Annotated in this window: 19 protein-coding genes; 7 read left to right on the forward strand and 12 right to left on the reverse strand. The window is 67.2% G+C overall.

Annotated elements, in window-relative coordinates; translation table 11 throughout:
* The first annotated feature begins 185 nt into the window (after positions 1-185).
* Positions 186-2,618 carry a penicillin-binding protein 1A gene (locus IB227_RS11500; protein ID WP_192287517.1) on the forward strand — a complete coding sequence of 811 codons (2,433 nt, stop codon included), beginning with the start codon at positions 186-188 and terminating at the stop codon, positions 2,616-2,618.
* A 77-nt stretch (positions 2,619-2,695) separates the two neighbouring features.
* Positions 2,696-3,316 carry a hypothetical protein gene (locus tag IB227_RS11505; protein WP_192287518.1) on the forward strand — a complete coding sequence of 207 codons (621 nt, stop codon included), beginning with the start codon at positions 2,696-2,698 and terminating at the stop codon, positions 3,314-3,316.
* 249 nt (positions 3,317-3,565) lie between these two features.
* Here the strand turns inward: IB227_RS11505 and IB227_RS11510 are convergent, their stop codons facing one another.
* The 7 genes from IB227_RS11510 to IB227_RS11540 all read right to left on the reverse strand — a co-directional run bounded on the left by IB227_RS11510 (position 3,566) and on the right by IB227_RS11540 (position 13,679).
* Positions 3,566-4,840 carry a citrate synthase gene (locus IB227_RS11510; RefSeq protein WP_132865459.1) on the reverse strand — a complete coding sequence of 425 codons (1,275 nt, stop codon included), beginning with the start codon at positions 4,838-4,840 and terminating at the stop codon, positions 3,566-3,568.
* 296 nt (positions 4,841-5,136) lie between these two features.
* Positions 5,137-5,379, reverse strand: a complete 243-nt coding sequence (locus tag IB227_RS11515) for a type B 50S ribosomal protein L31 (RefSeq protein ID WP_132865460.1) — start codon at positions 5,377-5,379, stop codon at positions 5,137-5,139.
* An 86-nt stretch (positions 5,380-5,465) separates the two neighbouring features.
* Positions 5,466-6,401, reverse strand: coding sequence for a nucleoside hydrolase (locus IB227_RS11520; protein ID WP_192287519.1), 936 nt, complete (start codon positions 6,399-6,401; stop codon positions 5,466-5,468).
* Between the two features lie 64 nt (positions 6,402-6,465).
* Positions 6,466-8,571, reverse strand: coding sequence for an ATP-dependent DNA helicase RecG (recG, locus tag IB227_RS11525; RefSeq protein WP_192287520.1), 2,106 nt, complete (start codon positions 8,569-8,571; stop codon positions 6,466-6,468).
* Positions 8,572-8,769: 198 nt separating this feature from the next.
* On the reverse strand, positions 8,770-11,187 hold the full coding sequence (locus tag IB227_RS11530) for a TonB-dependent receptor (protein WP_192287521.1): 2,418 nt from the start codon (positions 11,185-11,187) through the stop codon (positions 8,770-8,772).
* A 56-nt stretch (positions 11,188-11,243) separates the two neighbouring features.
* Complete coding sequence (locus IB227_RS11535) at positions 11,244-12,434, reverse strand: SO2930 family diheme c-type cytochrome (protein WP_225591802.1); 1,191 nt, start codon at positions 12,432-12,434, stop codon at positions 11,244-11,246.
* 9 nt (positions 12,435-12,443) lie between these two features.
* A complete protein-coding gene (locus IB227_RS11540; RefSeq protein ID WP_192287522.1) occupies positions 12,444-13,679 on the reverse strand; it encodes a parallel beta-helix domain-containing protein in 1,236 nt (411 codons plus the stop codon).
* Positions 13,680-13,798: 119 nt separating this feature from the next.
* Between IB227_RS11540 and IB227_RS11545 the strand changes: the two genes are divergently transcribed.
* On the forward strand, positions 13,799-14,830 hold the full coding sequence (locus tag IB227_RS11545; protein ID WP_225591803.1) for an AraC family transcriptional regulator: 1,032 nt from the start codon (positions 13,799-13,801) through the stop codon (positions 14,828-14,830).
* Positions 14,831-14,863: 33 nt separating this feature from the next.
* Here the strand turns inward: IB227_RS11545 and IB227_RS11550 are convergent, their stop codons facing one another.
* The 5 genes from IB227_RS11550 to IB227_RS11570 all read right to left on the reverse strand — a co-directional run bounded on the left by IB227_RS11550 (position 14,864) and on the right by IB227_RS11570 (position 20,301).
* A complete protein-coding gene (locus IB227_RS11550; RefSeq protein WP_192287523.1) occupies positions 14,864-15,247 on the reverse strand; it encodes a RidA family protein in 384 nt (127 codons plus the stop codon).
* Positions 15,248-15,963: 716 nt separating this feature from the next.
* Positions 15,964-18,123, reverse strand: coding sequence for a bifunctional (p)ppGpp synthetase/guanosine-3',5'-bis(diphosphate) 3'-pyrophosphohydrolase (locus IB227_RS11555; RefSeq protein WP_132865466.1), 2,160 nt, complete (start codon positions 18,121-18,123; stop codon positions 15,964-15,966).
* A 107-nt stretch (positions 18,124-18,230) separates the two neighbouring features.
* On the reverse strand, positions 18,231-18,530 hold the full coding sequence (rpoZ, locus tag IB227_RS11560) for a DNA-directed RNA polymerase subunit omega (RefSeq protein WP_132865467.1): 300 nt from the start codon (positions 18,528-18,530) through the stop codon (positions 18,231-18,233).
* A 123-nt stretch (positions 18,531-18,653) separates the two neighbouring features.
* Complete coding sequence (gene gmk / locus IB227_RS11565; protein WP_192287524.1) at positions 18,654-19,274, reverse strand: guanylate kinase; 621 nt, start codon at positions 19,272-19,274, stop codon at positions 18,654-18,656.
* 166 nt (positions 19,275-19,440) lie between these two features.
* Positions 19,441-20,301: a YicC/YloC family endoribonuclease gene (locus IB227_RS11570; RefSeq protein ID WP_192287525.1), complete on the reverse strand. Its 861-nt coding sequence runs from the start codon at positions 20,299-20,301 to the stop codon at positions 19,441-19,443.
* Positions 20,302-20,411: 110 nt separating this feature from the next.
* On the opposite strand from IB227_RS11570, the gene rph reads away from it, so the two are divergent.
* From rph to IB227_RS11590, 4 genes are read left to right on the forward strand one after another with little or no spacing between them, the layout of a single operon-like run.
* Complete coding sequence (gene rph / locus IB227_RS11575) at positions 20,412-21,140, forward strand: ribonuclease PH (RefSeq protein WP_192287526.1); 729 nt, start codon at positions 20,412-20,414, stop codon at positions 21,138-21,140.
* Positions 21,137-21,526: a VOC family protein gene (locus IB227_RS11580; RefSeq protein ID WP_192287527.1), complete on the forward strand. Its 390-nt coding sequence runs from the start codon at positions 21,137-21,139 to the stop codon at positions 21,524-21,526. The genes rph and IB227_RS11580 overlap by 4 nt, the downstream gene beginning before the upstream one ends.
* Positions 21,523-22,122, forward strand: a complete 600-nt coding sequence (rdgB, locus tag IB227_RS11585) for an RdgB/HAM1 family non-canonical purine NTP pyrophosphatase (protein ID WP_192287528.1) — start codon at positions 21,523-21,525, stop codon at positions 22,120-22,122. Before IB227_RS11580 ends, rdgB begins: the two co-directional genes overlap by 4 nt.
* A 47-nt stretch (positions 22,123-22,169) precedes the next feature.
* Positions 22,170-22,634 (forward strand): hypothetical protein, encoded by a 465-nt coding sequence (locus IB227_RS11590; RefSeq protein ID WP_192287529.1) that lies wholly within the window; start codon positions 22,170-22,172, stop codon positions 22,632-22,634.
* Positions 22,635-22,644 lie beyond the last annotated feature (10 nt).

Consider the following 22,644-nt stretch of genomic DNA (forward strand, 5'->3'; position numbering starts at 1 on the left):
ACGCAAGTGTTGCGTCCGCGCATTAATAACGGATTTTTCTGAAATGGCAACCATCCCGGGCACGAGACGCGATCCGCATCACACGCTCCGAAGACCCCCTTTGCACTCCCCAAGGATCCGGCCCCAGCCGTTCCCCTGCGTAATCTATACTCTGCGGCCACAAAAACCGCAATTGGGACCTTTGGATGGCACGTTTCCGTCGCTGGCTGCGCTGGCTGCTGGCCCTGTTCGTCGCCTTCGCCCTGATCGGGGCGATCGCCGCCGGAGCGCTCTATTACGTTGTCTCCTCCAAGCTGCCCGACGTCCAGTCGCTGCGTGACGTCGAGCTCCAGGAGCCGATGTATGTCTATGACAGCGAAGGGAAATTGATGGCGGTCTTCGGTGAGACCCGGCGCTATCCCATCCAGATGAAGGACGTCCCCGAGCGCCTGAAGCAGGCGTTCCTGGCCACCGAGGACGCCCGCTTCTACCAGCATGACGGCGTCGACTACAAAGGCGTGGGCCGCGCGATCTGGCTGCTGGCCACCACCGACGCCAAGCGCGTGCCCGGCGGCTCGACCATCACCCAGCAGGTCGCCCGCCAGTTCTTCCTGAGCTCGGAGTACAGCTACACCCGCAAGCTGGCCGAGATCCTGCTGGCCCGCAAGATCGAAAGCGAGCTGAGCAAGGACGAGATCTTCGAGCTTTACCTGAACAAGAGCTTCTTCGGTAATCGCGCCTATGGCATCGGTGCCGCGGCCGAGTACTACTACGGCAAGAAGCTCAACGAACTGGACCTGGATGAGATGGCCTCGCTGGCCGGCATCCCCAAGTTCCCGTCCAGCGGCAACCCGATCAGCAACCCCGAGCGCGCGCGCCAGCGCCGTGACAACTACGTGCTGCAGCGCATGGCCGAGTTGCACTTCATCAGCCAGGCCGAAGCCGACGCGGCCAAGGCCGTGCCGATGCATGCCGCCCCGCATGAGCCGCCGGTGGAGGTCTACGCGCCCTACGTGGCCGAAATGGTCCGCCAGGAGATGATCGCCAAGTACGGCGGCGACGTGCTCAACAAGGGCTACCACGTCACCACGACCATCAATGGCACCTGGCAGGAAGCGGCCAACATCGCCGTGCGCGATGGCCTGATGCTGTATGACCATCGCCACGGCTGGCACGGCGTCGAGCAGCATTTCGATGTCGCCGCCGATGCCGATGCCGCCACCCTCGCCCGCCAGATCGCCGGCATTCCGGCCCAGGCCGGCCTGCTGCCGGCGGTGGTCTCGGCCACGCATGCCGACGGCGGCATCAGCGTGGTGCTGGCCGACCGCACCGAACTGACCCTGCCGGCAGCCGCCAGCCGCTGGACCAACCGCACCCCGGCCAAGCTGGCCACCCGCGGCGACCTGATCCGCGTGCGCGCCGGCAGCAAGGAAGGCGAGTGGCTGATCGACCAGCTCCCACGCGGCCAGGCCGCACTGGTGTCGCTGGACGCCGAGAGCGGCGCGCTGCGCGCCCTGGTCGGTGGCTTCAGCTTCGCCGGCAACAAGTTCAACCGCGCCACCCAGGCCCGTCGCCAGCCCGGCTCGAGCTTCAAGCCGTTCATCTACGCCGCCTCGTTCGACAAGGGCTTCAACCCGGCCTCGATCGTGCTCGACGCACCGGTGGTGTTCCGCGATCGCCGCGGCAAGACCTGGCAGCCGCAGAACGACGGCGGCGGCTTCCGTGGCCCGATGCGCCTGCGCGAGGCACTGGTGCAGTCGCGCAACCTGGTCTCGGTGCGCCTGCTCGACAGCATCGGCGTGGACTATGCGCGCAAGTACATCAGCGAGTTCGGCTTCCAGGAAGCCGAGCTGCCGCCGAACCTGTCGATGTCGCTGGGCACGGCCTCGGTGACGCCGCTGTCGGTGGCGCGCGGCTACGCCGTGTTCGCCAACGGTGGCTCGCGCGTGGATACCTGGGTGATCGATGAGGTCAAGGACCGCGACGGCACCGTGATCTTCAAGGAGAACCCGGCCATGGCTTGCCGCGGCTGCGGCGGCCTCTCCGGCCCGGGCGCCGCGCCGGTCGCGCAGGTGGTGGACGGCTTCAATTTCGGTGCCGAAGCCGCCCCTGCCCCCGCCCCGAAGCCCGACAGCGCCACGCCCGACGCGGTCCAACCGCCGAAGCCGGTCAACCCGGATGCACGCACCGCGCCGCGCGCCATCGACGAGCGCACCGCCTACCAGCTGGTGTCGATGATGCGTGACGTGGTCCAGCGCGGTACCGGCACCGCGGCCAAGGTCCTGGGCCGCGAGGACGTCGGCGGCAAGACCGGCTCGACCAACGACCACCGCGACGCCTGGTTCTCCGGCTTCGGGGGCCCGTTCGCCACCACCGTGTGGGTGGGCCGCGACGACTTCCGCTCGCTGGGGTACCGCGAGTACGGTGGCAAGGCCGCCCTGCCGATCTGGATCGACTACATGCGCGTGGCCCTGAAGGATGCGCCGATCGCGCGCAACGACCCCCCGTCGGGCATGGTGCAGGCCACGCTCAACGGCGCCACCGAATGGGTCAAGAACGAGGACCTGGACCGCATGCAGGAGTTCGACTTCGAGCAGCAGGACCAGAGCGCCGACGACGCCGCGTTCGACATCTTCTGACGCATTGCCGCAGGCGGCGGGACGCACACCCCGCCGCCTGCCTACAATCGGGCCGCACCCACCGGGAGGAGCCCGCGATGCCATCATCCCCACAGAGCGCCCAGCGCAACGCACGTGGCCGCCAGCGGATCGCCCAGGAAGCCGCGCGCCTGATCGCCGAGAGCGGCATCCAGGACTTCGAACACGCACGCCGCAAGGCCGCCAGCCGGCTTGGCATCCACGAAGAAGCGTTGTGGCCACGCCTGGCCGATGTCGAGCAGGCGCTGCGCGAGCACCAGCGCCTGTTCGCCTCCACCACCCAGCCGGGCGCGCTGCGGCAACGGCGTGCATCGGCGATGCAGGCGATGCAGTTCCTGCAGGCGTTCCAGCCGCGCCTGGCCGGCCCGGTGCTGACCGGCCTGGCCGGTGACAGCAGCCCGGTCATCCTGCACCTGCACTGCGACGACGCCGAGGCCGTGCAGCACTTCCTGCATGACCAGCAGATTCCCGCCGAGGCACGCGCGTGGCCGCTGCAGCTGGCCGGGCATGCCTCGCGCCAGCATTACCCGGGCTGGGAGTTCGCCGCTGATGGGATTGCCTTCGAGCTGGTGATCCTGCCCGAGGACGCGGTGCGGCAACCGCCAGTATCCAGCGATGACGGCAAACCCCTGCCGCGTGCCACGCTGGCCCAGCTGCGCCAGCTGCTGGCCGACGAGTAGGAGCGCCCTGGGGCGCAAAACCGGAAACCTGCCGGCGCCGGTAATCCCGCGCTCGAGGAACGCCTGGTTCCCGGCAGTGCGTGGGCGGATGCCGTTCCTGCTTCGCCGCTGAAGCCGCTCCTACCGGGACCCCTCGTTGTAGAAGCGCCCGCGGGCGCGAAGCTGGAACACCCGGCACCCCGGAACACAAAGGCCCCGCATTGCGGGGCCTTTGTCGTCATGCCGCGGCGCATTGCTGCGCCGGTGCCATTACTTGTAGTCGCGCACGTCGTGGCCGGTGTAGACCTGGCGCGGACGGCCGATCTTCATTTCCGGGTCGACCTGCTGTTCCAGCCAATGCGACACCCAGCCGGCGGTGCGGCCGAGGGCGAACATGACGGTGAACATCTCGGTCGGGATCTGCAGCGCCTTGTAGATGATGCCGCTGTAGAAATCGACGTTCGGGTACAGCTTGCGGGCGACGAAGTACTCGTCCTGCAGCGCAGCCTGTTCCAGCTTGACGGCCACGTCCAGCAGCGGATCCTGCACGCCCAGCTGCTTGAGCACCTTGCTGGTCATCTCGCCGATGACCTTGGCGCGCGGGTCGAAGTTCTTGTAGACGCGGTGGCCGAAGCCCATCAGGCGGAAGCCGGAGGTCTTGTCCTTGGCCTTGACCACGGCGGACTCGACGTTGTCGGCGGTGCCGATCTCTTCCAGCATCTTCAGCACGGCTTCGTTGGCGCCGCCGTGTGCCGGGCCCCACAGCGCGGTGACGCCAGCGGCGACCGAGGCGTACGGGTTGGCGCCGGTGGAACCGACCAGACGCACGGTCGAGGTCGAGGCGTTCTGCTCATGGTCGGCGTGCAGGATGAACAGCAGGTCCAGCGCCTTGACCACGTCCTGGTTCAGGTCGTACTTGCCATCGGCCGACTCGAAGGTCTGCTTCAGGAAGCGGCTGACGTAATCCAGCGAGGTGTCCGGGGTGTTGGCCGGCAGGCCCTTGCCATGGCGGTAGATCAGGGCCGACAGGGTCGGCACCTTGGCGATCAGGCGCACGGCGGCCTGGCGGCGCTGCTCGGCGTCGGCCAGGTCCAGCGAGTCGTGGTACTTGGCCGAGAGCTGCGCGATCGAGGCAGCCAGGATCGCCATCGGATGGGCATCCTTGGCGAAGCTGCCGATCAGCGTGTTGATCGAGGCGTCAACGCCGGCTTCGGCGGTGAGTTCGGCTTCGAAGGCCTTCAGCTGGGCGGCGTCCGGGCGCTCGCCATTGATCAGCAGGTAGGCGACTTCGACGAAGCTGGACTTCTCGGCCAGCTGTTCGATCGGGTAACCGCGGTACAGCAGCACGCCATTGTCGCCATCGATGTAGGTGATGGCCGACTTGCAGCTGGCGGTGGCGGTGTAGCCCGAGTCGTAGGTGAAGAGACCGGTTTCCTTGGTCAGCTTCGAGATATCGACACAGTTATTGCCCAGAACGGGTTTGACGACAGGCAGAACGACCGACTTGTCGCCGGCGTTGAGCGTGACCTGATCAAGATCGGACACAGTGTGCGCTCCTCAAGTGGAAGGCGCCGACCATGGATCAGAGAGGTGACCGTGGCCAGACGCGTGAAGGAAATCCGCAGCTTTTCATGCTGTTTCCGGCTGCGGTTGCCACTATTATCGCACAGCAGCAATTCCAGATTGCGCAGACGAAAGTCTTATAGCAGCCCCGGCAATGCGACACAGCGTTATCGGCAATGTCAGTCGGATTGAGCATCGGTTCAGCAAGCTGCAGACAGCACAAAACATCGGCCACGCAATGCGCGGCCGATGTTTGTGTGCGTACAACAACAACCAGATTAGCGGGCGTAGCGCTTCTGGAACTTGTCGATACGACCGCTGGTGTCGATGACCTTGTGCTTGCCCGTGTAGAACGGGTGCGAGGCCGAGGAAATTTCGACCTTGATCAGCGGGTAATCTTCACCATCTTCCCACTTGACCGTCTCCTTGGAGGACATGGTCGAACGGGTCAGGAACTTGAAGTCGGAGGTGACGTCGTGGAAAACGACGTTGTGGTAATCGGGATGGATATCGGCCTTCATGGGCTCGCACCGTGTGGGCTGGTGGTCAAGAGCGGTATTATAGTCCCGGCTTGCCTCAGGAGCAAGCCGGGAATTCAACCCGGGTTTCAGGCGCCCAGGGCGCGCTGCACCTGGGCTTCGAACCGGGCCTGGTCGTAGCCGACCAGCAAGGTGGTGTTGTCCGGCGCGCCGGTCTGGCGGTTCCAGTCCACCACGGTCGCACCGCGGGTCCGCGCACCGGTCAGCTCGATCGACAGCGGGCGCTGCTCGAGCTGCGTGGCGCCGTCGGGCTGCAGCGCCCATGCCATGGCCAGGGCATCGGCGGCATACCAGTGCTCGCCGCGGCTGTCTTCCGACCACAGACGCGTCTTGCGCGAGATCAGCTCATAGAAGCGCGCCTTGTCCGAATCGGCGGCCAGCCACGTCTCCACGCTCCGGTGCAGCATGCCGTGGGCGATCGTGGCTTCCCAGTCGGCCACTTCGATATGCGGGAAGCTGGTGAACACGATGTGCGCCGCTTCCGGATCGAAGGCGATGTTGAACTCGGCCACCGGGGTGATGTTGCCGTGACCATTGATGGCACCGCCCATCACCAGGAAGCGCTTCACGCGCTGCGGCAGGGTCGGGTCCAGCTTCAGCGCCAGCGCGATGTTGGTCAGCGGGCCCAGCGCCACCAGCAACAGCTCGCCGGCGTACTGGTGCGACAGGCGCAGGATCGCCAGCGCGGCATGCTCGGCCTGGACTTGGCACGCGGCATGCGGCAGGTCGACGTCGCCAAAACCATCGCGGCCATGCACGTGGGCGGCGTCCTCGGCCGGGTAGACCAACGGGTCGGGCGTGCCGGCAAACACCGGCACGTCTTCACGGCCGGCCACTTCGCACAGCTTCAACGCATTGCGCACGGTGTACTCGAGCCCGACGTTGCCGGCCGCTACCGTCAGACCGATCACCTCGTGGCGTTCGTCGGCAAAGGCCATCAACAGCGCCAGCGCGTCGTCCACACCCGGATCGGTATCAATCAGCAACGGTATCTTCTTGCTCATCTTCTGCTTCACTTTGGTTGGCAATGGAGTCTGTCATCTCCTCCATGACAGGGGAAGCACGCGATCAGGCCGATGCGTAGCGCACCGCGCCACCGATCCAGCGCCGGACCACCCGGTCGGCCAGGTCCGGCGACTGCGCCAGCAGGCGCTCGGCCAGGTCGTGAACCGCCGGCAACATGCCCGCATCGCGCGCCAGGTCGGCCACGCGGAACGCGGCCAGGCCGGTCTGGCGGGTGCCCAGCAGTTCGCCGGGACCGCGCAGCTCCAGGTCCTTCTCGGCGATCAGGAAGCCGTCGGCGGTGTGGCGCATGGTTTCCAGCCGTTCGCGCGCCATGTTCGACAGCGGCGCCTGGTACATCAGCACGCAGCTGGAGGCGGTGGCCCCGCGCCCCACCCGCCCGCGCAGCTGGTGCAACTGGGCCAGGCCCAGCCGCTCGGCGTTCTCGATGATCATCAGCGAGGCATTGGGCACGTCCACGCCGACCTCGATCACGGTGGTGGCCACCAACAGGTCGGTCCCGGCGGACTTGAAGGCACGCATGGCCGCCTGCTTCTCGGCCGCCTTCATGCGCCCGTGCACCAGGCCGATGCGCAGTTCCGGCAACTGCGCCGACAGCGCCTCGAAGGTGGCCTGCGCGGCAGTGGCAACGACCTCGTCGCTTTCATCGATCAACGTGCACACCCAATACACCTGGCGCCCCTGCTGGCAGGCGACACGGATGCGCTCGACCAGTTCGGGACGACGTTCGGCGCTGATCACGATGGTCTGCACCGGCGTGCGCCCGGGGGGCAGCTCGTCGATGGCCGAGACATCCAGGTCCGAATACGCGGCCATGGCCAGCGTGCGCGGGATGGGGGTGGCGGTCATCACCAGCTGGTGCGGCACGACGCCGGCGCTGGCGCCCTTGTCGCGCAGGGCCAGGCGCTGGTGCACGCCGAAGCGGTGCTGCTCGTCGACGATGGCCAGCGCCAGGTCGTTGAACACCACGTTGTCCTGCATCAATGCATGCGTGCCGACCACCACCTGCGCGTGCCCGGAGGCGACGTCCTCCAGCACCTTGTTGCGCGCCTTGCCGGTGACCTTGCCGGCCAGCCACGCGACGCGCACGCCCAACGGCTCCAGCCAGCCACGCAGGTTGGCCAGATGCTGTTCGGCAAGCAACTCGGTCGGCGCGGCCAGCGCCACCTGCTTGCCGCGCTCGACCGCCAACATCGCCGCCAGCGCGGCGACCACGGTCTTGCCCGAACCGACATCGCCCTGCACCAGCCGCAACATCGGGTGGGCCCGCGCCAGATCCTTGCGGATCTCGTCGAACACGCGCTGCTGGGCACCGGTCAGCTTGAACGGCAAGGCGTCGAGCAAAGCCTTGACCAGCCCATCACGGCCACGCAGCGACGGCGCGCGATGCTGCTGCAGGGCGATGCGCTGGCGGCGCAGGCTCAGGTGATGGGCCAGCAGTTCCTCCATCGCCAGGCGACGCTGCGCCGGATGCGTCCCGGCGGCCAGTGCGGCGATGTCGGCCGTGGCCGGCGGGCGGTGCATGGTCAGCAGGGCGTCACGTAGCGATGGCAGGTTCAGGCCGGCCAGCAGATCGGCCGGCAGCAGTTCCAGCCGTGCCTCCTCCGGCAGGCGATCCAGCGCCTGCCCGATCAGCTTGCGCAGGCTGGCTGGACCGATGCCTTCCACCGCCGGATACACCGGGTCCAGCGCTTCGCCCAGCCCGGCCTCCTCGGCGTCGCCGAGTACCCGATAGCTGGGATGGACGATTTCCAGCCCGTGCTGCCCGGGGCGCGGCGTGCCATAGCAACGCAGCCGCGTACCGACGCTGAACTGCGCCACCTGCGCGGCGCGGAAATGGAAGAAGCGCAGCACCAGCGTGCCGCCGGAATCATCGCCGATGGCCACGCGCAGCATCGGCCGGTAGCGGAAACCACGCTCCACCGCCTCCACCCTGCCCTCCACCTGCGCGGCCAGGCCCGCCTTCAACGCGCGGATCGGCAGCAGCGTGGTGCGATCCTCGTAGCGCAGCGGCAGGTGCAGCCACAGGTCCTGCAGCGTGATCAGCCCCCGCGCCTCCAGCTTGGCGGCCACCCGCGGTCCGACGCCGGCAAGGCGGCTGAGCGGTTCGGTGGACAGGTCAAGGGATACGGCGTCACGACGGGCAGACATGTGACAAGGATGCCGTCATGTGCCCAAAACAGAAACCCCGGCCGCGGTGGGCGCCGGGGTTTCCTTCCCCTTGCAGCGTTGGAAGTCCGAGGTGAAAGGTGGGATGAGGGCTGTGTCTGGGCGCCTTCGGGGGACCTGCCTGTCCCCCTGCCCTCATCCCGGCCCTTCTCCCGTGCACGGGAGAAGGGCTTGGAACGCCTAGAACTTCACGGTCATTTCCAGACCGTAGGTGCGCGGATCGGTGATGGTCGCGCCGACCACGCCCAGCGGGCCACGGCCGTAGGTGTTCAGGCCGCGCACGTACTGCTTGTCGAACACGTTGTTGGCGTACACCGCCCAGTTGAAGTGGCCCAGCGGCGAGGTCCAGGCGATGCGTGCATCCGTGCGTTGCCGCGATTGGCCCACGTTGAGCAGCCTGCTGATGCCGCAGTCACCCTGCAGGTCGGAGGCCTCGTTGCAACGCTGTGCGCCGCGGTACGCCTGCCGGACCGAGAAGCGCAGCTGGCCGTTGCCACCGAGATCAGCCTGGTATGCGGCGCCGGCCGAAGCGGTGAAGCGCGGTTCGCCGGTCGGCTCGCCGTCCAGGTCGACCCCCTCGGGCGTCACGTAGTTCTTGTACTTGGAGTCGATCCACTCGGCCTGCGCATCCAGGCTGAAGGCATCGGTGACTTTCCAGCGCATGTCGAAGTCCACGCCGGTCGCTTCCAGGTCACCGGTGTCGAAGACGTAGCGCGGGATGTCGACCGGGTTGTTCGGGTCCGGGTCGACCAGGCGGATGGCCTGGCGGTTGTCATAGCGGTAATGGAAGACCGAGGCGTTGTACGAGAAGCGGGCGAAGCTCTGCTTGATGCCCATCTCCAGGTTCCACACGTCCTCGTTCTCGAACGCCGGGCCGATCTGCAGCGCGTTGAAGCCACCGGCCTTGTAGCCCTTGGCCAGCGACGCGAACACCATGGTGTCGTCATTGACGTGGTAGTCGATGACGAAGCGCGGGCTCCAGTCGCTCCAGCTCTTCTTGTCGCGGACCAGCTTGCCCTTGTTGACCATCGCCGGCGCATCGATGAAGGCCATGTCGAAGGTCAGCAGTTCACGGGTGATCGGAACGCCCATCCCGGCCAGCGCCTGGAAGAAGCCCAGCGCCTCCAGCGTGTCCAGCTTGGCCTCCAGGCCGGGCGCGTTGCGCGGCGTGTTGAGCCAGGTGAAGTCCTTCTCGTCGCGCGTGTAGCGCAGGCCGAAGGTCAGGTTGAGGCGGTCGGTGGCCTTCCAGATCACGTCACCGAACACCGCATAGGACGTGGTGTCGAGCGTGTTGAGGAAGCGCTCGTTCCACTTTTCGCCCACCAACGAGATCGGGATGCCGTTCATCTGCGCCAGCATCGAGGTGAAGCCGAACAGGCTGCCGTCGGGCGTGGGGGCGATGCCCATGTTGCGGACGATGTTGTCCACCGCCTCGGTGTTGGTATTGACCTCGCTGGTCTGGCGCGCGTCCTCGTTGAAGTAGCTGGCGCCCGCCACCCAGTCGATGTGGTCATTGCTGCCGGAGAACTTGAACTCCTGGTAGAAGGTCTCGTTGCTCTCGGTGTTCTTCGAGTCCACGTACAGGTCGGCGCGGTTGGTGCCGTCCTCCTCGGTGTGGTTGGTCGAGTCGTACTTGCGCCAGGAACTGGTCGAGGTGAAATTGCCCCAGGCCAGCGCATGGTCGACGATCAGGGTCACGCCATCGAACGTGCGCCATTCGGCATTGTCGGCATCGCTGTAGGTCTTGACCTTGCGCGGGTCCAGGTAGTCGTTGGGATCCACTGGCACGGTGGGGCGTGCCGGGTAGTCCGGCAGGGCCACGATGCCGGTGGTGACGCGGCCATTCTGGTCCAGGCTCTCATGGTCCCAGGTGATGTAGGCGGTGGTATTGTCGCCAAAGCGCGACTGCCAGGCCGCGCGCGTGGCCCAGACATTGTCCCCGCCCAGGTCCTTGCCGGTGGCACCGTCCTGGAACCAGCCATCGCTGGTATTGATCAGGGCGTTGAAGCGCAGCGCGGAGTTGTCGCCGGTGGGAATGTTCCACATCGCATCGGCGTACTTCTTGCCGTAGTTGCCGACCCGCACCGTCGCGCGCGCTTCCACGTCGGCCTGTGGCCGGCGGGTGATCAGCGAGATCGCACCGGCGGCGGTGTTGCGACCGAACAGCGTGCCCTGCGGGCCCTTCAGCACTTCGATGCGCTCCACGTCCACGAACGGCAACAGCACCCCGCCGCCGCGCCCCCCGTACACGCCGTCGACGAAGATGCCCACGGCCGGATCGGTGCCGATGCCGAAGTCGTCGGTTTCCACGCCGCGCAGCCGGAACGAAGGCTGGGTCGGCTGTACCGCATCGATCACCAGGCCCGGCACGAAGGCGTCGATGTCACCCAGGTTCTCGGCGGCCACGTCGCTGAGCAGGTTCTGGTCGACCACCTGCAGGGCGATCGGTACGTCCTGGATCTCCTGCTGGCGGCTCTGCGCGGTGACCGTGATCCGGTCCAGCGTGGTCGCCGCGTCCTCCGTCGCCGATTGCGCCATGGCCGTACCGGCCGTCCCCAGCACCACCAGCCCGGCCATCGCCCGCTGCAGCCCTGTCACCAGACTCCGTTGTTTCACTCGCATCGCCTCTCTCCCAGCAGTGGGTGAAACCGACCTCAACCGGCCGGCGGTCCCGTCGTGTTGACCGGCCCCGCGCCGGCCGTCGTATCGCAACTACCTTCAAGCCCATTGATCCATTGCCGGATCAATGCCAGACCTTCCTTGTGCACCACCGCCCTGCCCAGCTCGGGCATCATCACCGCCGGATCGTCGCTGTCCATGCGGAAGGCGATGATCGAGGCATCGGCGTCACCGGGCAGCACGTCATACAACCGGTTGCCGGTGCCCTTGCCGGCGGCGATGGGCTGCTTGCACAGGCCGAGTTTCAGGTGATCGCGGGTGGGTGCGTCCAGCCACAGCCCGGAGGTGATCGCCGGGCCGGTGCGGCTGTGGCAATGCCCGCAGTTCACGTCCAGGTAAGCGCGTGCACGCGCATCCAGCGATGCATGCGGATCGGTGGCATCGGCGGCCCGTGGTGCCTGCGCCGGGGCCGGCGCACCCTGCAGGTAACCCACCCGTGCCAGGTGCGCCAACTGGTTCTCGCGCCCCCCGGCGTAGTCGAAGTCACGGTTGAGGTTCCGGGCCTTGGGGCCGATCGGCAGCAACTTGCGCGACCGGTTGTCGGTGATGTGGCAGCCGCCGCATTGGTTCTGGTCCGGGACCTGGTAGCTCAGCGCCTCGCGCGCGCCGGCCGCGTCCACCAGCTCCAGTTCAACCGTATCGCCGGTGCGCTTGAGCGTGGCAACGGTCTGCTCGCGGTTCCATACATACGGCAACGCCACCCAGCCCTGTTGGCGATGCACCAGCAGCCGCGTTTCGATCAGGCGCACCCTGGACAGGTCCAGCGCCTCACCCTGCAACGAGGACTGCGAGGGCGGCGTACGCGCCACCGCCATGGCGTCAGCGCCGCCCCCTTCCGGCAGCGGGTAGTAGAACGTCTTGCTGAGGATGGTGCCGACCGGGAAATCGAAGGCATTCTCCGACTGATAGCCGGCGGCCTTTCCTTCCGGCATCCACACCGTGCGCAGCTTGTGCGCGTAGTCGCTGAACAACGGGGTGTTCAGGTCATACGGCACCACCCCGTCATTGAGTCGCAGCTTGCCCCCCTCGACCCGCAGCACGTGCCACTGGTCCAGCGTCGCAGGCTGGCCCTCGTCGAAGAAATGCACCGCCGGCTTGCCGCTGCACCCCACCAGGGCCAGCAGTACGCCGATCATCATGCCTACCCGCACACGCATCGCACGCATCGGTCGCCCTCAACCCCGCTTCAGGTCGATTGCCGGCAGGCGCGGCAATTCGCAATCGAACGGCTTGAGGTCCTTGCTCGGATTCTTGTAGCCCCCGGGGCCATCGGCGTTGATCACGCCGTTGACGTCGCGCAGGCAGATCTGGGGGCCCATCCGTACCCCGTCGACCACCCGGTTGGCGTTGAAGTAGCCATCCCACAACACGTCCGGGAAGTTGCCGGTCAGGCCGAAGGTGGCGACCTTCAGCGCCTTCAGGTCCAGGCCATCGGGGGAATCACCGCCGCCGGACAGCGTGTTGTTGTGGATGTAGATGCGCTCGGGGTAAGGGTCGAAGTTGGCCGACGCGCTGCTGTCCTTGTAGCCGGTGGAATAGACGCTGGAGACGATGATGTTGGCGGTGGCGTTGTCGCGTATCTCGTTGTCGAACACCTCGATGTCATCGTTTGAATTGATGACCACGCCCGAACCGGCCGGCACGCTGGCCACCGGCGTGCCCTTGGCACCGAAGTTGGCGTGGTTGTTGGCGATGACCTTGTTGTTGAACACGCGGATGTTGGCGCCCTGCTGCGACAGCCCGGGCATGTTGAACACCAGGATGCCGCCGGTGTTGCCGGTGGCCACGTTGTTGTAGACATCGGCGTTGCGGGTGTTCTCCACCTCGATGCCGGCCACGTTCTGCTCGGCGCGGCTGTCGCGCACGATCACCCCGTCGGACTGGCCGACGTAGATGCCCGCATCGGATGCACCGATGGAGATGGTGTTCTCGATCAGCACGTCCTTGGTCAGCACCGGGTAGATGCCGTAGGCACCGTTCTTGGTGCTCGGCCCGCCGGTCCACTGCACCTTGATGCCGCGGATGGTGATGTGCTCGGACTCGCTGATCTTCAGGCCGTCGCCCCTGGAGTCCTCGATGGTGAGGTTCTCGATGGTGAAGTTGTCACCATTGACCAGCAGCCCTTCGGCACCGGCCTTCTGCCCCTTGAAGCTGAGCACGGTCTTGTCCATGCCGGCGCCGCGCAGGGTCACCCCGTCGGCGCGCAGGGTCAGGCTGCGCTCGAACTGGTGCCGGCCGGCCGGGATCTCGATCACGTCCCCGGGCTTGGCGTCGAGCAGGCGTTCCTGCAGGCTGGCCGCAAATGCCCCATCGGCGGCGGCCACGGCCGGACCCGGCTCGGCCTGCTTCTGGCAACCGGACGCCAGCACCGCCACTGCGGCTGCCACCGCCCATTTATTGCTGCGCTGCATGATTCGGCCTCCCATACGCCGCCAGATGTTGCCGCAGTCTGGCTTTCAGCCAGTGTTCACGCGAAGGGCAGGAGCGGCATACTTGGGGGGGCAAAGCGGACAAGCTGGAGGGAGCTTCGATGCATCGCAGATCCGGGGACCGGCTGGCCATCGCCGATGTCCCCACCAACATGCTGTGTGGCCTGTTGCTGATGGGCCGCGAACTGGGCGTCAACAGCGAGAGCTGGCTGGCCGGCCTGCGCCTGAGCGTCACGCAGCTGGACGACCCGCGCACGCGCATTTCCTACCGGCAGGCGATCGAGGTCATCCGCCGCGCCCTGCCCACGCTTCCCATCGATAGCGTCGGACTGGCGATGGGCAGCAGCCAGAACGGCGGCAACTTCGGCCTGCTCGGGCTGGCGATGAAGACCGCGCGCACTTTCGGCGATGCGGTGCGCATCGGCCTGGACTACCAGCGCAACCTGGGCCCATTGATGACATTGAGCCTGCATGAGCACGATGCCCAGACCCTGGCGCTGGTCGCCACCGCGCCGGAGGAATCACATGACCTGTTGCCATTCCTGTGCGAGGAGTTGTTCTCCAGCGTGCTGATGCTGGGCCGTGAACTGGCCGGCGAGCGCTTCAGTCCGCTCTGGATGGAGCTGGGTTATCCCGCGCCCGACTACGCGGCCCAGTACGCAACGCTGTTCCGCTGCGAGGTCCGCTTCGAGCAGGCGCGGCATGCGGTGTTGCTCGACCGGCGCTGGATGGACCTGCCTTTCGCCAGCTACAACCCGGTGACCTCGCAGCAGGCCCTGGCGTTGTGCCATGGCCAGCTCGCCAGCCTGTCGATGCGCGGCGAGACCACCGCGGCGGTGGAGCGGCTGCTGCGCCCGCAGTTGCGGGACAACCCGCAGATGAGCGATGTGGCCCTGGCCCTGCACCTGAGCGAACGCACGTTGCGCCGGCAGTTGGCCGAGGAGGAAACCTCCTTCAGCGAGGTACATGACCGCATCCGCACCGAACGGGCCCTGGAACTGCTGCAGGATCCCGAACTGGGCATCGCCGCGATCGGCAACCAGCTCGGCTTCAACGACGCGCGTGAGTTCCGTCGCGCCTTCAAGCGTTGGACCGGGCAGACGCCGAGCCAGACCCGGCGTCCCCTGGCCTGAGGGCCTGCAGGCAGGCCCTCGCTGGCCGCTGGATTACTCCAGCACCATGATGGCGTCGACTTCGAACGCGGCGCCCTTCGGCAGGCCCGACACTTCGATGGTCGAACGGGCCGGGAACGGCGCCTGGAAGTACTCCTGCATCACCGCGTTGACCTTGGCGAACTCGCCCAGGTCGGTCAGGTACAGGCCCAGGCGCACCATCTTGTCCAGCGAGCCGCCGGCTTCCTCGGCCACGGCCTTGAGGTTGTCGAACGCACGACGGGCCTGTGCGGTCACGTCGCCGGGGACGATGTCACCAGTGGCCGGGTCCAGCGGGATCTGGCCGGAGAAGTAGACGGTGTTGCCGGCACGCACGGCCTGCGAGTACGGGCCGATGGCGGCCGGGGCGTTGGCGGTGTTGATGATCTGGCGGGACATGGGCAGCTCCACATGGGAAAAGGTCGGCCATTGTAACGTCGGCCCATGACGGGCCAGTCATCGCCCGCGCAATGGCCGGTTCATGCACATGGACAATTCTTCACCACGCGTTGCAGAGCCTTGCAGCGCAAGGGTTGTGCACGCTTATCCACAGGTTCCACCCGGGGTGCCGCACACGCATTGTGGAAAAAAGCCGCTCCGGCCCGCATCCGCCGCGCGTGACACGGCGCTACCGGCGGGCGGGATGCCGCGCAGGCGGGGGTCGAGCCCTGGCCAAACCAATTTGACGCGCGATGCTGAGGACGCCGGGATTGCGCCCCTGCCTATGGCGTCGTCTGGCTGGACAAATCTTCACCGCACACTGCAACGCCTTGGGACACAAGGGCTGCGCCCCCTTATCCACAAGTTCTCCGTGCAGTGCCACACACCGGTTGTGGAAAAGCGGTTCGGGCCTGCATTCGCCACGCACGGCTCGGCGCTACCGGCGCATGGTGACCACGCAGACCGGGCTGGACAAATCTTCACCACACGTTGCGAAGCCTTGGGGCACAAGGGCTGCGCGCCCTTATCCACAAGTTCTCCGTACAGTGCCGCACACCGGTTGTGGAAAAGCGCTTCCGGCCTGCATTCGCCAAGCATGACCCGGCGCTACCGGCACATGAGGGCTGCGTGGAAGGGATGCGCTCCCCGCCACGCTTGCCCAGGCCAAGCGCCGACTACTGCCGGCGCACTGCCTGCACCACCTGCAACCGACGCAGGCGACGCATCACTTCGGCCAGGTGGTTGCGGTCACGGACCTGGATGTTGAAGCACAGCACCGCCGCGTTGAAGTCGCGGTCCAGGTAATCCACGCGCTCGATGTTGGAGTGGCTCTGCGCGATGGCCGCGGCCAGCTGCGCCAGCACGCCGGTGCCGTTCTCCACTTCCACCACCAGCGCGGTGTCGTAGTCGCCCACCACGTTGGTGTCCCAGCCGATCGGCACCCAACGCTCGGGCGACTTGCGCAGCTCGGCCAGGTTCGGACAGTCCAGCCGGTGCACCACGATGCCCTTGCCGGCGGTGTGGTAACCCATGATGTCGTCGCCCGGGATCGGCTGGCAGCAGCCGGCAAAGCTGACCACGCCACGCTCGCTGCCGTTGATCAGGATCTTCTCCTGGCGGCGGCTCGGCGCATTGCCACCGCGCAGCTCGGCGTAGGACATCAGTGCCTGCGCGGCCTGGGTGGGCATCCAGTTGCCCAGCGCCACGTCGGCCAGGAAAGCCTCCAGGCGCGGATAACGCTGCTCGGCCAGGAACGCATCCAGGCGGCCCTTGGGCAGGCGCTCGATCGAGCTGTCCATCGCTTCCAGCGCGCGGTCGAGCATGCTGTGCCCCAGTTGCACCGCGTCCTCGTGCTCGAGCTGCTTGAGCTGGTGGCGGATGGCGGTACGTGCCTTGCTGCTGACCACGAATTCCAGCCATTGCGGCTTGGGCGAGGCCGAGCGCGCGGTGATGATCTCCACCGTCTGCCCGCTGACCAGGCGCGTGCGCAGCGGCACCAGTTTCTTGTCCACGCGCGAAGCCACGGCGCGGTTGCCCACGTCGGTATGCACCGCATAGGCGAAGTCCAGCGCGGTGGAGTTGCGCGGCAGCGCCAGGATCTTGCCCTTGGGCGTGAACAGGTAGACCTCGTCCGGGAACAGGTCGACCTTGACGTTGTCCAGGAACTCCAGCGACGAACCGGCGGTGCGCTGGGAGTCGATCAGCTCCACGATCCACGCGTGCGCGCGGCTCTGCGCGCTGTTGGGGCTGTCGCCACCGAACTTGTAGGTCCAGTGCGCGGCCACGCCGCGCTCGGCGATCAGGTCCATCTCCTCGGTGCGGATCTGTACCTCGATCGGCGAGCCGTACGGCCCGAACAGCACGGTGTGCAGCGATTGGTAGCCGTTGGCCTTGGGGATGGCGATGAAGTCGCGGAAGCGCCCGTCCAGCGGCTTGAACGCGGCATGCACCGCGCCCAGCGCGTGGTAACAGTTGGGCACGTTGCGCACGACCAGGCGGAAGCCGAACACGTCCATCACCTGGTCGAAGGTTTTGTTCTCCTCGCGCATCTTGGTGTAGATGCTCCAGGGCGTCTTGATGCGGCTGATCAGGCGGTGCTCCAGCCCTTCGCGCGCCAGCCGCTGCGACAACTGCACCTCCACCTGCGCCATCGCCTCGCGGCGGACCACCGGCTGGCTGCGGATGTGCTTTTCGATGATGGCGTGACGCCACGGGTACAGCGCGCGGAAGCCCAGGTTCTGCAGCTCGGACTTGATCAGGTTCATGCCCAGGCGCTGGGCGATGGGCGCGTAGATGTCCAGCGTCTCGGTGGCGATGCGGCGCCGCGCCTCGGCACTCTGCGCGCCCAGGGTGCGCATGTTGTGCAGGCGGTCGGCCAGCTTGATCATGATCACGCGCAGGTCGCGCGACATCGCCAGCAGCATCTTGCGGAAGCTCTCGGCGGCCGCTTCCTGGCGGTCGCGGAACTTGAGCTTGTCCAGTTTGGTGACACCGTCCACCAGGTCGGCCACGGCCTGCCCGAACTCGCCGGCCAGTTCCGCGGCGGTGAGCGGGGTGTCCTCGATGGTGTCGTGCAGGATCGCGGCGATCAGCGTTTCCACGTCCAGGCCGAGCTCGGCCAGGATGCGCGCGACGGCGACCGGATGGGTGATGTAGGGCTCGCCGGACTTGCGGGTCTGGCCCGCGTGCGCGGTCGCGCCCACTTCCCAGGCGCGACGCAGCAACGGCAGCTGCTCGGCGGGCAGGTAGCTGGCTGCGCGTTCGAGTTGGAGTACGTAGTCAGGTACCGCCCCGCCCGCGGGCGTGGCTACCTGGGCGGAAGGGCCTGGGTTCATGGCGGAAGACTATGCCAGCAGGCGATCTTCGGCAAACCCGGAATGCAGAACAGCCCGCACGGGGCGGGCTGTCCGATGTACTGCAGCGATGCGCTTGATCGAGCCGATCAATCGTCGTTCTTGGACATGTCTTCGTCGGCGACCACTTCGGCGGCGGCCCACTCCAGCGCTTCGCGCTCGACGCGCTCACGCTCGGCCTTCTCGACTTCCTCGATCAGCTCGTTGTCGATACGGCGGGCGGCGATTTCGCGCAGCGCCAGCACGGTCGGCTTGTCCTCGGTCTCGCTGTTGTCGATCGTCGCCTGGACACCATTGGCCAGCTGACGGGCGCGCTTGGACGCCATGATGACCAGCTCGAAACGGTTGTTAACGACTTCCAGGCAATCTTCTACGGTGATGCGGGCCATGCGGGCTCCCGGCGACCTGCACGGCCGCTCGAACGAATGAGGGAAAGGGGAGCGATTGTAGAGGCCCGGCCGCCCGGAAATCAAGCCGACGGCTGAACAGCCCCTTGTGAATCAATCGCTTGCTCAGTTTTCGGGGGCCAGCAGGGAGGCGATCAGGTCGGCATTTCGCCGCTGCTGGGGCTCCAGCCGCAACCGGCTGGCGGCGAAGATCGCGCACATCTCGCCCACGGCGGTGTCGAAATCCTCGTTGACGATGACGTAGTCGAACTCGTCGTAATGCAGCATCTCCTCGCGGGCGGCGGCCAGACGCTGGGCCATCACCGCCTCGCTGTCCTGACCGCGCTTGCGCATGCGCTCGTCCAGCGCCTGGCGCGACGGCGGCAGGATGAACACGCTCACTGCCCCCGGCACCTTGTCGCGCACCTGGCGGGCACCCTGCCAATCGATTTCCAGCAGCACGTCCTTGCCGGCGGCCAGCTGCGGCTCGACCGACTGCCGGGCAGTGCCCTTCCAGTCGCCGTGCACCAGGGCGTGCTCGAAGAAGTCCCCTTCACCGATCATCCGCTCGAACTCGGCGGCGCTGACGAAGTGGTAGTGCTTGCCGTTCTCCTCGCCCGGGCGCATGGCCCGCGAGGTGAAGGAGATGGACAGGGAGATCTGCGGGTCGCGCGCCAGGGTGGCGTTGACGATGCTGCTTTTGCCGGCCCCGGACGGGGCGGCGACGATATAGAGGGTGCCACGCATGGAAGGGTGGGCCAGCGTCGGAATGGCCCGGCATTGTAACGGGACGGGCCGTTTCGTGCCGAACGCGCCCTGCCGTGGAGCCCCGCCATGCCGCGCCGGCGCCTTGCCGGGGACGCCGATACCGGCTGCCGTGCCGAGCAGGGCCCGGCACGGCTGGACCGGCATGTCACTCGATGTTCTGGACCTGCTCGCGGATCTGGTCGATCAACACCTTCAGCTCGACCGAGGCGTTGGAGGTGCGGCTGTCCACCGACTTGGAGCCCATCGTGTTGGACTCGCGGTTGAACTCCTGCAGCAGGAAGTCCAGGCGACGGCCGACCGGCTCGCGCTGGCGCAGGATGCGGCGGATCTCGGCGATGTGGCTGCCCAGCCGGTCCAGCTCCTCGTCCACGTCCAGCTTCTGCAGCCACAGCACCAGTTCCTGCTCGGCGCGGCCCGGGTCCATCGGGTGCGGCAGGTCGGCCAGGCGTGCGGCCAGCTTGGCGCGCTGGCCTTCACGGATCACCGGGATCAGCTCGCGCACCTCGGCGGCGATGCGCTCGATGCTGTCCACGCGCTCGCTGATCGCCGTGGCCAGCTTGTCGCCTTCACGCTCCCGGGCCTGCACGAAGCCATTGATCACCTCGTCCAGCAGCGCCATGGCCTCGGCCTGCAGCGCGGTGGTGTCGGTGGCCTCGGTACGCAGCACGCCCGGGTACTGCAGCAGCTCGGTGAACTCGACCCGCAGGTTCGGGAAGCCCGAATGCAGCCGGACCGCCAGGTCCCCCAGCTGCTTCACCAGCACCTCGTTGACCGTCAGCGAGGTCGCCGCCTCCGGGCTGCGCAGGCGCATGACCAGGTCCAGCTTGCCGCGGCTGATGCGGCCGGACACGCGCTCGCGCAGCTGCGGCTCCAGCGCGCGCAGCTCCTCGGGCAACCGTACCCCGACTTCGAGGAAACGGTGGTTGACCGAGCGCAGCTCGCAGCCCAGGGTGCCCCAGGGCGTGACGCGTTCGCCGCCGGCATAGGCGGTCATGCTTCGAATCATGTGGAATTCCGGTGCGTTGCAAAGGGCGAATGGTACCCTAGGCGCCCCCGGACGCCGGCCCGTCGGCCGCCCGGGCGCCCCATTGAATACCCCTGTCATCCGGACCTTTCATGACCTTTTCCCGTCCCAGCGGCCGCCAGGCCGATCAGCTGCGCACCGTCACCATCGAACGCGCCTTCACCCGCCATGCCGAAGGTTCGGTGCTGGTGAGCTTCGGCGACACCCGCGTGCTGTGCACCGCCAGCGTCGAGAACCGCGTGCCCGGCTTCCTGCGTGGCAAAGGCGAAGGCTGGGTGACCGCCGAGTACGGCATGCTGCCCCGCTCCACCCATACCCGCTCCGACCGCGAAGCGGCACGCGGCAAGCAAGGCGGCCGCACCCTGGAAATCCAGCGCCTGATCGGCCGCACGCTGCGCGCCTGCATCGACCGCAATGCGCTGGGCGAACGCACCATCACCCTGGACTGCGACGTGCTGCAGGCCGATGGCGGCACCCGCACGGCGGCCATCACCGGCGCCTACGTGGCACTGGTGGACGCGGTCAACCTGCTGCTCAAGCGCGGTGACATCAAGCGCAACCCGCTGTTCGGCGCGGTGGCCGCGGTCTCGGTCGGCGTCTACAAGGGCCAGCCGGTACTGGACCTGGACTACGCCGAGGACAGCGACTGCGATACCGACATGAATGTCGTGATGAACGACGGCGGTGGCTTCATCGAGCTGCAGGGCACGGCCGAGGGCCATGCCTTCCGCCGCGACGAGCTGGACGCGCTGCTGGTGCTGGCCGAAAAAGGCATCCGCGAATTGTTCGAGGCCCAGCAGGCGGCACTGGCCCAGGCATGAGCCGGCGCATCGCCCTGGTCACGCTGGTGGTGGCCGACTACGACGAGGCCATCGCCTGGTACACCGGCAAGCTGGGCTTCCAGCTGCTGGAGGACATCGACCAGGGCCGCAAGCGCTGGGTGGTGGTCGGGCCGGTCGACGGTAGCTCCGCCGCGCTGTTGCTGGCCCGCGCCAGTGACGCCGAACAGCGCAGCCGCATCGGCAACCAGACCGGTGGCCGGGTCGGCTTTTTCCTGAACACCGACGACTTCCGGCGCGATCACGCCGCCATGACCGAGCGCGGCGTGCAATTCCTCGAGGCCCCGCGCGAGGAGCCCTATGCCACCGTCGCGGTGTTCCGCGACCTGTACGGCAACACCTGGGACTTGTTGGAGCCCAAGCAATGAAACTGGTACTGGCCAGCGGCAACGCCGGCAAATTGAAGGAACTGCAGGCCATGCTCGCCGCGCTGCCGCTGCAGATCGTGCCGCAGCGGGAGCTGGGCGTGGACGATGTGCCGGAGACCGGCCTGACCTTCGTCGAGAACGCGCTGATCAAGGCGCGTCACGCCTGTGCGGTGACCGGACTGCCGGCGCTGGCCGACGACTCCGGCCTGATCGTCGATGCACTGGACGGCGCCCCCGGCCTGTACAGCGCGCGCTATGCCGGCAGCCCGACCGACGATGCCGCCAACAATGCCAAGCTGCTCGACGCCCTGCGTGATGTCCCGGCCGAACGCCGCAGCGCCCGCTTCTACGCGGTGATCGTGCTGCTGCGCCACGCCAACGACCCGCAGCCGCTGATCTGCGAAGGCAGCTGGGAAGGCCGCATCATCGATGAACTGCGTGGCACCCACGGCTTCGGCTACAACCCGGTGTTCCTGGATGAGGAACTGGGCCTGACCGCTGCGGAAATGCAGCCGGAGCAGAAGAACGGCCGCAGCCACCGTGCCAAGGCGCTGCAGCAGCTCAAGCAGCAGCTGGCCCGGGTCAGGCTCGACTGAGGTCACGGCGGATGACGGCGCGCCGCTACCGGCCCCGGCTGGGACTCGTGCAACTGTTGGCGATGCTTGGCGGCATCACCGGGGCGATCCTGGGCGGCGTGCTGGCCTACAACGGCGAACAGCCGTGGTGGGCACCGCCACTGTGGGCGTCGGGCTGCGCACTGGTCATCGCGCTGATCGGCGCACCGATCATCTGGCAGCGCGTGGTCCTGGATGAAGCCGCCGGGCACCTGCGTTACCACAACATCGGCACCCTGCACCGATGGCGGCAGGTCCGGCTCCACGACGTGCTTGAAGTCCGCTACGACGATTTCGCCGACCAGCGCAGGGCCATGGTCTCCGGCCTGCTGCTGTATATGCGCAACGGCAGCCGCCCGGCCTACCACCGGCTGATGGACAACGATGCGGGAAGCGACCGAGGCGCCTCGCCGATGTTCCATGACATCACCGCGGCCGTGCTGCGCGCGCAGCCACGCTCACTGGTCGATCCGATCCTGCTGGACAGGCGCTGACCCGCCTCGC

Origin of the sequence: Stenotrophomonas sp. STM01 (assembly GCF_014852135.1) — a bacterium.
Classification (GTDB): Bacteria; Pseudomonadota; Gammaproteobacteria; order Xanthomonadales; family Xanthomonadaceae; genus Stenotrophomonas; species Stenotrophomonas capsici.